This window comes from Salmonella sp. 32120201201600049SM (assembly GCF_017572835.1).
Classification (GTDB): domain Bacteria; phylum Pseudomonadota; class Gammaproteobacteria; order Enterobacterales; family Enterobacteriaceae; genus Salmonella; species Salmonella enterica.
Genome location: NZ_JAGESA010000011.1, coordinates 1 through 13,638, shown reverse-complemented (window position 1 = coordinate 13,638; position 13,638 = coordinate 1). Strand labels below are relative to the sequence as shown.

Here is a 13,638-nt window from a genome sequence, read left to right as displayed (position 1 = left end):
ATGTCACTCATTTTACCACTGGAAAAACAGGCGCTTAACCTACGCCCACTGCTGTGGCTGCTGCTCCCGTTACTGGTGCTGGCGACGCTGTTTTTCTGGCCTCTGTCGCTCATCGTTGAACAGGCGCTACGCGGTGCCAATGGCGAGATCGGGCTCGAGACCTTCCGGCAGGTGGTCGACTCGAAACGCTTTGTCGGCGCGTTGCTGAACACGTTGCAAATCGCCTTTTTCGCCACCGCCGGTTGCCTGCTGCTGGGCAGCGTGATGTCGCTGATTCTGGTGTTTATTCCTTTCCCCGGCAGCGGGTTGATTGGTCGGGTCGTCGATACTTTTATTGCGCTGCCGACCTTCCTGATTACGCTGGCGTTCACCTTTATTTATGGGTCAGCGGGTCTGCTCAACGGTACGCTGATGAGCCTGTTTGCCTTTGAGCTACCGCCGGTGGATTTTCTCTACTCGATGCAGGGCGTCATTCTGGCGGAGATCACGGTGTTCACTCCGCTGGTGATGCGGCCACTGATGGCCGCGCTGCGGCAAATTGATAAAAGCCAGCTAGAGGCAGCCAGCATTCTGGGGGCGCACCCGTTACGGGTGATTGGGCAGGTGATTTTCCCGGCGGCGCTACCGGCGCTGATGGCTGGTGGCAGCCTGTGCCTGCTGTTGACCACTAACGAGTTTGGCATCGTACTGTTTATTGGCGCGAAAGGGGTTAACACCCTGCCGATGATGGTTTACAGCAAAGCGATTCTGGAGTCCGACTATACGGTCGCCTGCATGATTGCGTTGATTAACATTGTCTTGTCGCTGGGGCTGTTCTCCCTCTATCGCCTGGCGGCATCGCGTACCGGCGTAAGGAGCTAGCCATGCTAATTTGGTCATCTAAAGGACGCGCAGCGGCGGGCGTTGTGGCTAGCGTACTGTTTATCGTGTTCTTTTTCCTGCCGCTCGCGGTGATTCTAATGTCCAGCCTTAGCCAGCAGTGGAACGGTATTCTGCCGAGTGGCTTCACGCTGAACCACTTTGTTAACGCTCTGCACGGTGCGGCATGGGATGCCCTACTTGCCAGCCTCACGATTGGCTTTTGCGCCAGCCTGTTTGCGCTGCTTTGCGGCGTTTGGGCGGCGCTGGCGCTGCGTCAATATGGGGTGAAAACGCAGAAATGGTTAAGTATGGTGTTCTATCTGCCGAGTGCGATTCCGTCAGTGTCCGTAGGCCTGGGCATTCTGGTTGCTTTCAGCCAGGGGCCATTGCAAATGAACGGCACCCTATGGATTGTGCTGACAGCGCACTTTGTGCTGATTTCCGCCTTTACCTTCAGTAACGTGTCGACCGGACTGGCGCGAATTTCCGCCGATATTGAAAACGTCGCGTCGAGTCTGGGGGCATCGCCCTGGTATCGTCTGCGTCACGTGACGTTGCCGTTATTGATGCCGTGGATGATGTCAGCGCTGGCGCTGAGTTTATCGCTCTCCATGGGGGAGTTGGGCGCGACGATGATGATTTATCCGCCGGGCTGGACGACGCTGCCAGTGGCTATCTTTAGCCTGACCGACCGTGGAAATATCGCCGACGGCGCGGCGCTGACTATTGTGCTGGTGGCCATTACGCTGCTGCTGATGATGAAGCTGGAGCGCATTGCAAAACGGTTGGGGCAGAAATAAAACGGTAGGCCGGGTAGGACATAGCCGCCACCCGGCAAAGGAATTACGGACGATACACTTTCACGTTTTCAAAGCCCTGCTCGCGCAGATAGAGCGCCTGCAGGCGGCTCATTACCCCGCGTTCGCACCACAGCAGCCAGGTTTTGCTCTGATCGAGGTCGCCAAATTTAGTGCTCAGCTTGTAGAACGGCAGCGAAACGACGTCCACACCTTCCACTTTCAGCGGCTTGTCATCCTGCTCATCCACAGAACGGATATCCAGAATCACGTCGTTCGGGCCGAAACCGCTCACGGTTTCTACTTCCACCACCTCCTGCTGGGTCTGCTGGGCGATTTCACGAATATCGACGTTGTTCGCTTCTTCTACCACCTTATCGAGAATACTGAAGTCGAAATTTTCTTCTTCGGCTTCAATTTTCGCTTTAATGGCTTTCACCGTCGGACTTTTTGAAATCACGCCACAGTATTCCGGCATCGTACGGGCAAAATCTTCCGTACCAATCTGGCGCGCCAGGTTGATAATGTGCTCTTTATCGTAAGAGATCAGCGGGCGCAGGATCAGCGTGTCAGACACGTTATCGATCAAGCGCAAGTTGGTTAGCGTCTGGCTGGACACCTGGCCCAGCGCTTCGCCGGTCACCAGCGCCTGTACGCCGTAACGTTCCGCCACTTTCGACGCCGCGCGTACCATCATACGTTTGAGCACCACGCCCATCTGGCCGTCGTCGACTTTCTCCAGAATCTCGCCGACCACTGGTTCAAAGTTAATCGCCACAAAACGCACGCGATGGGAGCTGCCAAAGCGGTTCCACAGGTAATGCGCCACCTGGCGAACGCCGATTTCATGCGCCGCGCCGCCAAGGTTAAAGAAGCAATAGTGTACGCGACAGCCGCGACGCATCAGCATATAGCTGGAGACGCCGGAGTCAAAACCGCCGGAGATCAGCGATAGCACATCTTCCTGGGTGCCAATCGGGAAACCGCCAATACCTTCATAACGCCCTTTGATCAGCAGCAGGCGATCATCTTCCACTTCCAGATGCACCGTCACATCCGGGTTAGTGAGCTTCACGCGCGCCGATTCAATATGCTGATTTAATCCGCCGCCGACATAGCGCTCCACCTCAATGGAGCTAAACTCATGCTTACCGCGACGTTTTACGCGCACGCAGAAGGTTTTGCCTTCAAGCTGCTCGCGATACTGCGCCAACGCTTTCTCGAAAATGTCGTGCATATCGGTGAACGGCACATCTTCGACTTCAAGAATATGGTGAATCCCCGGAATGCGGGTCAGCGCGTCGCGAATCGCCAGACGCTGGTTTTCATCTTTGGCGCGAACTTCAATGTTATCCCAGTGACGGACAACCGCGAGGGTCTCATCGTAGTGCTTTAAAACGTTACGGATATTCCCGGTTAAAATTTTTATAAAGCGCAAACGCACAGATTGGCTTTTGATAGTGATTTCCGGGAACAATTTAATGATAAACTTCATGGCGGCAATGGTTCTTTAGCAAGCTATCTAAGGCTTGTCGTGGAGAAATAGTACAGCAGCCCATACCTACGGCTGCATCCAGGCGCGGAAGTATATCACCATCACGGACATCTTGCGCATTTCCCCTTACCATTGCGCGTTATTTGCTTATCAGTGTGAGTCCGTTACCATAGACTTGTGCTGCCATTACAGAGAGTCAAACAGTCATCATGCCGAAGAAAAATGAGGCGCCCGCCAGCTTTGAAACTGCGCTGAGCGAGCTGGAACATATTGTTACCCGCCTGGAAAGCGGCGATTTGCCGCTGGAAGACGCGCTGAATGAATTCGAGCGCGGCGTACAACTGGCGCGTCAGGGGCAGGCAAAACTGCAGCAGGCGGAACAGCGCGTGCAAATTTTGCTGTCTGATAATGAAGAGGCTTCACCTGAGCCTTTTATCGCGGATAATGAGTAAATGGACTTTACGCAGCAGCTACAGGCTTGCGTAACGCAAGCGAATCAGGCGCTGAGCCGTTTTATCGCGCCACTGCCCTTTCAGAACACTCCCGTGGTCGAAGCCATGCAGTATGGCGCATTATTAGGCGGTAAACGCCTGCGGCCATTTCTGGTTTACGCCACCGGTCAAATGTTTGGCGTCAGTACGGCAACGCTGGATGCGCCAGCTGCGGCGGTCGAATGCATTCATGCCTATTCGCTGATCCATGACGACCTGCCAGCGATGGACGATGACGATTTGCGTCGCGGCCTGCCGACTTGCCATATTAAATTTGGCGAAGCCAACGCAATCCTGGCGGGAGACGCGTTGCAGACGCTGGCGTTTGCCATTATCAGCGACGCGCCGATGCCGGAAGTTGCCGATCGCGATCGTATCGCGATGATCGCCGAACTGGCAAACGCCAGCGGTATCGCCGGTATGTGCGGCGGTCAGGCATTGGATCTGGCGGCAGAAGGCCAGCGGATCACTCTGGACGCGCTGGAACGCATTCATCGCCATAAGACCGGCGCGCTCATTCGCGCCGCCGTTAGACTTGGCGCATTGAGCGCGGGCGATAAAGGACGGAATACTCTGCCGATACTTGACCGCTATGCAGAGAGTATCGGCCTTGCCTTCCAGGTTCAGGATGACATTCTGGATGTGGTGGGCGATACTGCAACGTTAGGTAAACGTCAGGGCGCAGACCAGCAGCTTGGCAAAAGTACCTACCCTGCACTTCTGGGTCTTGAGCAAGCCCGGAATAAAGCCCGGGACCTGATAGAGGACGCCCGTCAGTCGTTACATCAGCTGGCCGCGCAATCACTGGACACCTCGGCACTGGAAGCGCTAGCGAACTACATAATCCAGCGTGATAAATAAACCCCATATCCAATGAGCTTGCGATGAGTTTTGATATAGCCAAATACCCTACCCTGGCATTGGTCGACTCCACCCAGGAGTTACGACTGTTACCGAAAGAGAGTCTGCCGAAACTCTGCGACGAGCTACGCCGCTACTTACTCGACAGCGTAAGCCGTTCCAGCGGGCACTTCGCTTCCGGGCTGGGCACGGTAGAACTTACCGTGGCGCTGCATTATGTCTACAACACCCCGTTTGACCAGCTAATCTGGGATGTTGGACACCAGGCTTATCCACATAAAATCCTTACCGGTCGTCGCGACAAAATCGGCACCATTCGCCAGAAAGGCGGTCTGCACCCGTTCCCGTGGCGCGGAGAAAGCGAATACGATGTGCTGAGCGTTGGGCATTCCTCCACCTCCATCAGCGCCGGTATCGGTATTGCCGTGGCGGCGGAGAAAGAAGGCAAAGATCGCCGCACCGTCTGTGTGATTGGCGACGGCGCCATCACCGCCGGTATGGCGTTTGAAGCAATGAATCACGCAGGCGATATCCGACCCGACATGCTGGTCATTCTGAACGACAATGAAATGTCGATTTCGGAAAACGTCGGCGCGCTCAACAACCATCTGGCGCAGCTACTTTCCGGTAAGCTTTACTCTTCTCTGCGCGAAGGCGGAAAAAAGGTCTTCTCCGGCGTACCGCCAATTAAAGAACTGCTCAAGCGTACCGAAGAACATATTAAAGGCATGGTTGTGCCGGGAACACTGTTCGAAGAGCTGGGCTTTAACTACATCGGGCCGGTCGATGGTCACGATGTCATGGGGCTTATCAGCACATTGAAGAACATGCGCGACCTGAAAGGCCCGCAGTTCCTGCATATCATGACCAAGAAAGGCCGCGGCTATGAGCCCGCGGAAAAAGATCCGATCACTTTCCATGCGGTGCCTAAATTTGATCCTTCCAGCGGATGTTTGCCGAAAAGCAGCGGCGGTCTGCCAGGTTATTCAAAAATCTTCGGTGACTGGCTGTGTGAAACCGCCGCCAAAGACAGCAAGCTGATGGCGATCACCCCGGCAATGCGCGAAGGTTCCGGCATGGTGGAATTTTCACGTAAATTCCCGGATCGCTATTTTGACGTCGCCATCGCCGAGCAGCATGCCGTCACCTTCGCCGCAGGTCTGGCGATTGGCGGCTATAAGCCCGTCGTGGCGATCTACTCTACTTTCCTGCAACGCGCCTACGATCAGGTCATCCATGACGTCGCTATCCAGAAACTGCCGGTCATGTTCGCCATCGATCGCGCCGGTATCGTTGGCGCGGATGGACAAACACACCAGGGCGCGTTCGATCTCTCCTATCTGCGCTGCATCCCGGATATGGTGATCATGACGCCAAGCGACGAAAACGAATGTCGCCAGATGTTATTTACCGGGTATCACTATAACGACGGCCCGACGGCAGTACGTTATCCACGCGGTAATGCGCAGGGCGTGGCGCTAACCCCGCTGGAAAAACTGCCTATTGGTAAAGGCCTTGTGAAGCGTCATGGCGAAAAACTGGCGATTCTGAACTTTGGCACCTTAATGCCTGAGGCGGCGAAAGTCGCCGAAGCGCTGAACGCCACGCTGGTCGACATGCGCTTTGTTAAGCCGCTGGACGACACGTTAATTCTGGAGATGGCCGCGCAGCATGACGCGCTGGTGACGCTGGAAGAAAACGCCATTATGGGCGGCGCTGGCAGCGGCGTAAACGAAGTGCTAATGGCCCATCGTAAACCTGTACCTGTGCTGAATATCGGTCTTCCGGATTTCTTTATCCCGCAAGGAACGCAGGAAGAAGCCCGCGCGGAACTGGGGCTTGACGCCGCAGGCATTGAAGCCAAAATCAAGGCCTGGCTGGCATAATCCCCTCTTTGCTCCTGCTATGCTTGAAGAGTGACGGGTATAACAGGAGCGGAGTCATGCAATACAACACGTTAGGAAATACAGATCTTCGGGTTTCCCGCCTTTGTCTGGGCTGCATGACATTCGGCGAGCCGAGTCGCGGCAATCACGCCTGGACGCTTCCCGAAGAGAGCAGCCGTCCCATCATCAAGCGCGCCCTTGAGGGCGGCATTAACTTTTTTGATACCGCCAACAGCTACTCCGACGGCAGCAGCGAAGAGATTAGCAGCGAAGAGATTGTCGGTCGCGCGCTGCGTGATTTCGCCCGGCGCGACGAGGTGGTGGTAGCGACGAAAGTCTTCCATCGCGTCGGCGATCTGCCGGAAGGATTGTCCCGCGCGCAAATCCTGCGCTCTATTGACGATAGCCTCACCCGTCTGGGAATGGAGTATGTCGATATCCTGCAAATCCACCGCTGGGATTACACCACGCCGATAGAAGAGACTCTGGAAGCGCTAAACGACGTGGTGAAGGCGGGTAAAGCCCGCTATATCGGCGCTTCCTCAATGCACGCCTCACAATTTGCCCAAGCGCTGGCGCTACAAAAACAACACGGCTGGGCGCCGTTTGTCACCATGCAGGATCACTATAACCTGATCTACCGCGAGGAAGAGCGTGAGATGCTACCGCTGTGCTGGCAGGAAGGCGTCGCCGTGATTCCGTGGAGTCCGCTGGCGCGCGGGCGCTTAACTCGCCCCTGGGGAGAAACCACGGCCCGGCTGGTCTCGGATGACGTGGGCAAAAATTTATACGCTGAAAGCGATAAAAATGATGCGCAAATAGCGGAACGGCTGGCTGGCGTCAGCAAGGCGCTTGGCGCAACGCGAGCGCAGGTCGCGCTGGCCTGGCTGCTCAGTAAACGAGGCGTCGCCGCGCCGATTATCGGCGCTTCGCGTGAAGAGCAGTTAGATGAGTTGCTGAATGCCGTTGATTTAACGCTCAAACCGGAGCAGATTGCCGAACTCGAAACGCCGTACAAACAACATCCGGTGGTGGGATTTAAATAATCTGCCATTGCCCGATGGCGCGGCGCTTATCGGGCCTGCGAAATCGACATATTGTTCGGGGGTAGGCCGGATAAGGCGTTTACGCCGCCATCCGGCAAACCCTTTAAATAATACCGAGCGGCCAGTGATGACCGATAAAATACAGTATGCCGGCGGATATCACGCCGGCGACGATATCATCGATCATAATCCCCATGCCGCCGTGCACGTTGCGATCAAACCAACGGATCGGCCAGGGTTTCCACATATCCAGAATGCGGAAAATAACGAACCCGGCAGCCACCCACTGCCAGTCCGTCGTCGGCAACGCCATTAGCGTTATCCACATACCGATAAATTCATCCCAGACAATACTGCCGTGGTCGTGTACGCCCATATCTTTCGCCGTCTGATGGCAAAGATAAACGCCAATGCAGATCCCAAACATCACGACCAGCGAATAAAGCTGCCACGGCAGAAACGTCATCAAATACCAGAATGGGATCGCCGCCAGCGAGCCCATCGTGCCCGGCACCACGGGGCTCAGCCCGCTGCCAAAGCCGGTAGCGAGCAGGTGCCACGGATTGCGCAAATTCAGGCGGCTTTTCGCAACATCTTTATGGCGTGGCAAAATGATCATATCCTTTCCAGTCAAAAGTGACAGGTTCTCCGTCACGCACAAAGGCGATCCCTTCGATATCCGCCGTCATTTGCCCGATACAGGTAAACGGCACGCCCAGATGACCAAGCGCGACATCCAGCGCGCCACGGTTCAGCTCCGGGACGGTAAAGCACAGTTCATAATCTTCGCCGCCGGATAACATCCAGCGAAGCTTTTGTTCGGGATCATTGGCATGTCCCCACAGTTCTTCGGAGTCAGGCAGCGCCTCCAAATCGATTCGCGCGCCGCAGTTGCTGGCTTGAAGAATGTGACCAAGATCGGAGATCAAACCGTCGGAAAGATCGATCGCCGAACTGGCGAGATCGCGTAGCGCCTGTCCTTGTAAAATACGCGGCGTCGGGCGCAGATGGCGTTTGACCAGATAGTCGGCATCCCCCCAGCTTCCCACGCGAAAATCACCCCGTAGAATCGCCAGCCCGGCAGCGCTATCACCCAACGTGCCAGTAACATAAATCCAGTCGCCCGGTTTTGCGCCAGAACGTTTCAGCGCCCGACCGGCTGGCACAAGGCCATGAATACCCAGCGTCATCGACAGCGGGCCGCGCGTGGTATCGCCGCCAATGAGCTGCATGTCGTAGTAATCCAGTTGTTCAAACAGGCTGTCGCTGAACGCGGCAAGCCACGCCTCATCGACGTCAGGAAGCGTGAGCGCCAGCGTTAACCATGCCGGATCGGCGCCCATTGCCGCCAGATCGCTTAAATTCACCGCCAGCGCTTTATACGCCAGATCGGCAGGATCGATATCGGGTAAGAAATGGATGCCCGCCACCAGCGTATCGGTACTGATCGCCAGGGTCTGCTTTTCAGGAATATTCAGGAGCGCGCAATCGTCGCCAATACCGGTTTCAACATCAAGACGAGAGCTTCTTACACGGTCAAAATAACGGGCAATCAGGGAAAACTCGCCACATGCCATACGTTATGCCTCAGCAGAAAAAAAGAAAAGGCCGGAGACGGCGGGTATCATCCATCGCCCGCTATCTTTCCGGCCTGTGAATCACTTTTTGTTGGGACGAATCACCGGAGCTGCTTTATCCAGTACGCCGTTGACGAATTTGTGGCTGTCTTCAGCGCCAAAGGTTTTCGCCAGTTCAATCGCTTCGTTGATGGCCACTTTATAAGGCACATCGCTGCGTTTTGACAGCTCAAACAACGCAATACGCAGCACGGCTTTTTCAACCTGTCCCAGCTCTTCAAGCAGGCGGGACAGATACGGTTTCATTAAACCATCCAGGTACGCGCTGTTAGTCGCCACCCCGGATAGCAGTTCACGGAAATAGAGAACGTCGACGTCTTTTACGTCCTGTTCCGCCAGGAACTGGTATTCAACATCAGCGATGTCGTTCTGGGACAACTGCCAGGAGTAAAGCGCCTGGACGGCACACTCACGGGCGCGGCGACGAGCAGCAGGTTTCACGGAATTCCCCTTACAAAAAATCAGGCCTTAATGGCTTTCAATACATTAATCATTTCAAGCGCGGTCAGCGCAGCTTCTGCGCCTTTATTACCGGCTTTTGTACCAGCACGTTCGATGGCTTGTTCAATACTCTCGGTGGTCAGAACACCAAAGGCTACCGGCACGCCGCTGTCCTGGGCAACGCTTGCCAGGCCATTACTGGCGCCGCCTGCCACATATTCAAAGTGCGCAGTCCCCCCGCGAATCACGGTTCCCAGCGCAACCACGGCGTCATATTTACCGCTTTTCGCCAGCGCTTCGGTCGCCAGCGGCAGTTCATAAGCGCCAGGCACCCACACTACGGTAATATTATCATCTTTTACCTGACCAATACGCGTCAGGGCATCAACCGCGCCATCCAGCAGGCTGTCGTTGATAAACTGATTGAAACGCGCAATAGTGATGGCGACACGAGCGTCAGGGGCTGCAACGTTAGCTTTAATAATGTTCATATTCTCTCTTCCAGGGTTCATTTGGCCCCGCAGGGGGGCGGATTTTATCATAATAATTTGAGCGCTGCTCCCCTTTCGACGGGAGAACTCATGCGCTCACCATATGCAGGCAAACATCCGGGCCGACATGACGTATTTCGCTGAAGGTAAATTGCGGCGCGTCGGCGAGCTTCTCAAGCCCCGGCAATTCGCATAATCCCCGCGCCTGGGTTCCCAACAATTTAGGCGCGACATAGACAATCAGTTCATCCACCAGCCCGGCTTGCAGCAACGCGCCCGCCAGTCCCGGTCCGGCTTCAACCCATATGCTATTAATCTGCTGCCTGCCTAACTGCATCATCAGCACAACCAGATCCAAATGTCCGTTGTGCGCCGGCACGCTGATAGTACGAACCGAATCGGGCCACGTGCGTCTATCTTCCTGGGTACGCGCAATCCACGTTTCGCCAGGCTGCTGCACAATACGATGCGCAGGCGTTACCCGGTTTTGGCTGTCGATAACAATTCGCACCGGCTGGCGCAGATTTTCCTGCGGGTAAGACGCCTGCGTAGAGGCGTCTAACTCCGCCCAACGCACCGTCAAGGCCGGATCGTCAGCCAATACCGTCGCGCTACTGGTTAAGATAGCGTGGCTTTGCGCACGCAAGCGCTGAACGTCACGCCGGGCCTGCGGCGAGGTGATCCACTGGCTTTCGCCGCTGGCCATCGCCGTCCGTCCGTCGACGGAGGCGCCCAGTTTAAGCTGAAGATAAGGGAATCCGGTACGCATCCGCTTGAGGAAGCCTTTATTGAGCGCCTCCGCTTCACTCATCATTAACCCGTGGCTGACCGCAATACCCGCCTGTTGCAGGCGATACAGCCCACGCCCGGCGACCTGTGGGTTCGGGTCCTGCATCGCGGCGACCACGCGCGCGACGCCGGCCGCAATCAGCGCATCGCAACATGGCGGCGTTCGCCCATGATGGCTACAGGGTTCAAGCGTGACATAGGCGGTTGCGCCTTTGGCTTTTGCGCCCGCCATCCGCAGCGCATGGACCTCGGCGTGCGGCTCTCCGGCGCGATGGTGATAACCTTCGCCGACGATGTCGCCATTGTTAACAATGACACAGCCGACATTAGGGTTCGGGTGAGTGGTGAAACGTCCACGCTGCGCCAGTTTGAGCGCTCGCGCCATGTAAAACTCATCCTGCATGGCTTAGTCCTGTAGGCGAGCGATTTCTTCGCCAAAGTCTTTGATATCTTCGAAACTGCGATAGACGGAGGCAAAGCGAATATACGCGACTTTATCGAGTTTTTTCAGCTGCTCCATGACCAGGTTGCCAATCATCTTGCTGGGAACTTCACGCTCCCCAGTGGCACGTAATTGTGACTTAATATGGTTCAATGCCATTTCAACATCATCTGCGCTGACGGGTCTTTTTTCCAGCGCTCTCAACATGCCGCTACGCAGCTTATCCTCATTAAAGGGTTCGCGCACATCGTTGCTTTTTATCACGCGCGGCATGACCAGTTCAGCCACTTCAAAGGTCGTAAAGCGTTCATTACACACCAGGCACTGCCGACGGCGGCGCACGGACGAGCCCTCGCCTACAAGACGAGAGTCAATGACTTTGGTATCTACGGCGAAACAAAATGGGCAATGCATACGGCGTCCTGACCAGATGATTTAGGAAATGCTATTTTACCCTGAACTGGCGCGACAACAAAGGCGGAGCGCTTTTGAGATAAAGGATCGGTGCCTTTGTGCGTATAGCGCACTACCATTACGCTATCGAACCATGAAGGAAATGATCGACATGACAAGACGTTACCTAAGAATTCTCCTGGTGGGAAGTCTCTTGAGCCTGACCGCCTGCGCGCCGCAGAGCGAAGTTCGCCAGATGCATCAAAGCATTAGCACCCTGAATAAAGAGATGACCCAACTGAATCAGGAAACGGTAAAAATTACCCAACAAAATAAGCTGAATGCGGAGTCAACCCGCGGCGTCTATTTGTTGCCTGGCGCCAATACGCCTGCCCGGCTGGAGAGCCAGATCGGTACGCTACGTATGACATTGCTGGAAATTACGCCTGTCGCAGACGGCGCTCACGCAACGTTACACATTCAGGGCGAGTCCCGCGATCCGCTGCCGGCATTCAGCGCTACCGTAGAGTACGGGCAACTTCAGGGCACTACGGAGAACTATCAGGAGGTGAATGCACAGAGCCTTCTGGTAAATGCCCCAGCCAGCTTGCTGGCGCCCAGTGATGTCAATATTTCGTTACCGTTGAAGGGGATCACACCGGCGCAGTTAGGCTTCATTCGCATCCATGATATTCAGCCTGTTAATCAATAAACGTTCTGGCGGAGCGTTTTGTGCGTTCCGCAACATCCCCCGCGCGACTTTTGTTGCCCTACTGACATTTCCGTCATTTATGGCATGAATTGGTAATATTCATGAAAGATAGTACTGTCGCCGCGTCTAAAATGCGCAAACGTGAACGCAATCGATTACGTAAATGATAGATATGTGAAACAAGACATATTTTTGTGAGCAATGATTTTTATAATAGGCTCCGCAGAAACACGAAATATTTAGAAACGCAAATTGCGTTCTTTTCACTCCCGTAAGGGATTTCAAACAGTGGCATACATATGAAAAAAACTTTACTCGCAGTCAGCGCAGCGCTGGCGCTCACCTCATCTTTTACTGCTAACGCAGCAGAAAATGATCAGCCGCAGTATTTGTCCGACTGGTGGCACCAGAGCGTAAACGTGGTAGGCAGCTACCATACCCGTTTCTCGCCGAAATTGAACAACGACGTCTATCTGGAATATGAAGCATTTGCCAAAAAAGACTGGTTTGATTTCTACGGCTATATCGATATTCCCAAAACCTTTGATTGGGGTAACGGCAACGATAAAGGTATCTGGTCCGACGGTTCTCCGCTGTTCATGGAAATCGAACCGCGTTTCTCGATTGATAAGCTGACCGGCGCAGACCTGAGCTTCGGCCCGTTTAAAGAGTGGTATTTCGCCAACAACTACATCTACGATATGGGCGATAACAAAGCCAGCCGCCAGAGCACGTGGTATATGGGTCTGGGGACCGATATCGACACCGGCCTGCCGATGGGCCTGTCGCTGAACGTGTATGCGAAATATCAGTGGCAAAACTACGGTGCTTCCAATGAAAACGAATGGGACGGCTACCGTTTCAAAGTGAAATACTTCGTCCCCATCACCGATCTGTGGGGCGGTAAACTGAGCTATATCGGCTTTACCAACTTTGACTGGGGATCTGATTTAGGCGACGATCCGAACCGTACCAGCAATTCCATCGCTTCCAGCCATATCCTGGCGCTGAACTACGATCACTGGCACTACTCGGTCGTTGCGCGTTACTTCCATAACGGCGGACAGTGGCAGAATGGCGCAAAACTGAACTGGGGCGACGGCGATTTCAGCGCGAAATCTACCGGCTGGGGCGGCTACCTGGTCGTGGGTTACAACTTCTAAACCTGCAATAAATATCCTCCGGCATAGCCGGAGGTTTTTCAGATGCGCCTGTAAGGCTCTCTTACCAGCCGCGCCCTAACAGGCGCATACGATCTGACATTTGCATCAAACTTCGTTACTTACGGCCCGTAAA

Annotated in this window: 15 protein-coding genes; 8 read left to right on the top strand and 7 right to left on the bottom strand. The window is 54.8% G+C overall.

Going from position 1 to position 13,638, the window contains the following annotated elements; translation table 11 throughout:
- A complete protein-coding gene (gene phnU, locus J4650_RS18350; RefSeq protein ID WP_023994048.1) occupies positions 1 to 861 on the top strand; it encodes a 2-aminoethylphosphonate ABC transporter permease subunit in 861 nt (286 codons plus the stop codon).
- 2 nt (positions 862 to 863) lie between these two features.
- The gene (gene phnV / locus J4650_RS18345; protein WP_000909803.1) at positions 864 to 1,661 is read left to right on the top strand and encodes a 2-aminoethylphosphonate ABC transport system, membrane component PhnV; all 798 of its coding nucleotides are present in this window, start codon (positions 864 to 866) and stop codon (positions 1,659 to 1,661) included.
- 43 nt (positions 1,662 to 1,704) lie between these two features.
- On the opposite strand, the gene thiI is transcribed toward phnV, so the two are convergent.
- Entirely contained in the window at positions 1,705 to 3,153 is a 1,449-nt protein-coding gene (gene thiI, locus J4650_RS18340; RefSeq protein ID WP_000668652.1) for a tRNA uracil 4-sulfurtransferase ThiI, read from the bottom strand.
- Positions 3,154 to 3,362: 209 nt separating this feature from the next.
- Here thiI and xseB point away from each other — a divergent pair, with 209 nt between their 5' ends.
- The 4 genes from xseB to J4650_RS18320 are packed head-to-tail and all read left to right on the top strand — an operon-like array spanning position 3,363 to position 7,437.
- A complete protein-coding gene (gene xseB, locus J4650_RS18335; RefSeq protein ID WP_001124944.1) occupies positions 3,363 to 3,605 on the top strand; it encodes an exodeoxyribonuclease VII small subunit in 243 nt (80 codons plus the stop codon).
- The gene (gene ispA, locus J4650_RS18330) at positions 3,606 to 4,505 is read left to right on the top strand and encodes a (2E,6E)-farnesyl diphosphate synthase (RefSeq protein WP_000348074.1); all 900 of its coding nucleotides are present in this window, start codon (positions 3,606 to 3,608) and stop codon (positions 4,503 to 4,505) included.
- 23 nt (positions 4,506 to 4,528) lie between these two features.
- Positions 4,529 to 6,391, top strand: coding sequence for a 1-deoxy-D-xylulose-5-phosphate synthase (gene dxs, locus J4650_RS18325; RefSeq protein ID WP_000006777.1), 1,863 nt, complete (start codon positions 4,529 to 4,531; stop codon positions 6,389 to 6,391).
- Positions 6,392 to 6,447: 56 nt separating this feature from the next.
- A complete protein-coding gene (locus J4650_RS18320) occupies positions 6,448 to 7,437 on the top strand; it encodes an aldo/keto reductase (protein WP_023994049.1) in 990 nt (329 codons plus the stop codon).
- Between the two features lie 103 nt (positions 7,438 to 7,540).
- Here the strand turns inward: J4650_RS18320 and pgpA are convergent, their stop codons facing one another.
- The 6 genes from pgpA to nrdR form a co-directional block, all read right to left on the bottom strand.
- Positions 7,541 to 8,056, bottom strand: a complete 516-nt coding sequence (gene pgpA / locus J4650_RS18315; RefSeq protein WP_023256654.1) for a phosphatidylglycerophosphatase A — start codon at positions 8,054 to 8,056, stop codon at positions 7,541 to 7,543.
- Positions 8,034 to 9,014, bottom strand: a complete 981-nt coding sequence (thiL, locus tag J4650_RS18310; protein ID WP_000752133.1) for a thiamine-phosphate kinase — start codon at positions 9,012 to 9,014, stop codon at positions 8,034 to 8,036. The genes pgpA and thiL overlap by 23 nt, the downstream gene beginning before the upstream one ends.
- A gap of 81 nt (positions 9,015 to 9,095) precedes the next feature.
- Positions 9,096 to 9,515, bottom strand: a complete 420-nt coding sequence (gene nusB / locus J4650_RS18305; RefSeq protein ID WP_000801129.1) for a transcription antitermination factor NusB — start codon at positions 9,513 to 9,515, stop codon at positions 9,096 to 9,098.
- A 20-nt stretch (positions 9,516 to 9,535) separates the two neighbouring features.
- Positions 9,536 to 10,006 carry a 6,7-dimethyl-8-ribityllumazine synthase gene (ribE, locus tag J4650_RS18300; RefSeq protein ID WP_001021372.1) on the bottom strand — a complete coding sequence of 157 codons (471 nt, stop codon included), beginning with the start codon at positions 10,004 to 10,006 and terminating at the stop codon, positions 9,536 to 9,538.
- An 88-nt stretch (positions 10,007 to 10,094) separates the two neighbouring features.
- Positions 10,095 to 11,198, bottom strand: a complete 1,104-nt coding sequence (gene ribD / locus J4650_RS18295; RefSeq protein ID WP_023994050.1) for a bifunctional diaminohydroxyphosphoribosylaminopyrimidine deaminase/5-amino-6-(5-phosphoribosylamino)uracil reductase RibD — start codon at positions 11,196 to 11,198, stop codon at positions 10,095 to 10,097.
- 3 nt (positions 11,199 to 11,201) lie between these two features.
- Complete coding sequence (gene nrdR / locus J4650_RS18290) at positions 11,202 to 11,651, bottom strand: transcriptional regulator NrdR (RefSeq protein ID WP_000543533.1); 450 nt, start codon at positions 11,649 to 11,651, stop codon at positions 11,202 to 11,204.
- 151 nt (positions 11,652 to 11,802) lie between these two features.
- On the opposite strand from nrdR, the gene J4650_RS18285 reads away from it, so the two are divergent.
- On the top strand, positions 11,803 to 12,342 hold the full coding sequence (locus tag J4650_RS18285; protein ID WP_000198484.1) for a DUF3251 domain-containing protein: 540 nt from the start codon (positions 11,803 to 11,805) through the stop codon (positions 12,340 to 12,342).
- Positions 12,343 to 12,641: 299 nt separating this feature from the next.
- Positions 12,642 to 13,505 (top strand): nucleoside-specific channel-forming protein Tsx, encoded by an 864-nt coding sequence (locus J4650_RS18280; RefSeq protein ID WP_000752021.1) that lies wholly within the window; start codon positions 12,642 to 12,644, stop codon positions 13,503 to 13,505.
- The last annotated feature ends 133 nt before the right edge of the window (positions 13,506 to 13,638 follow it).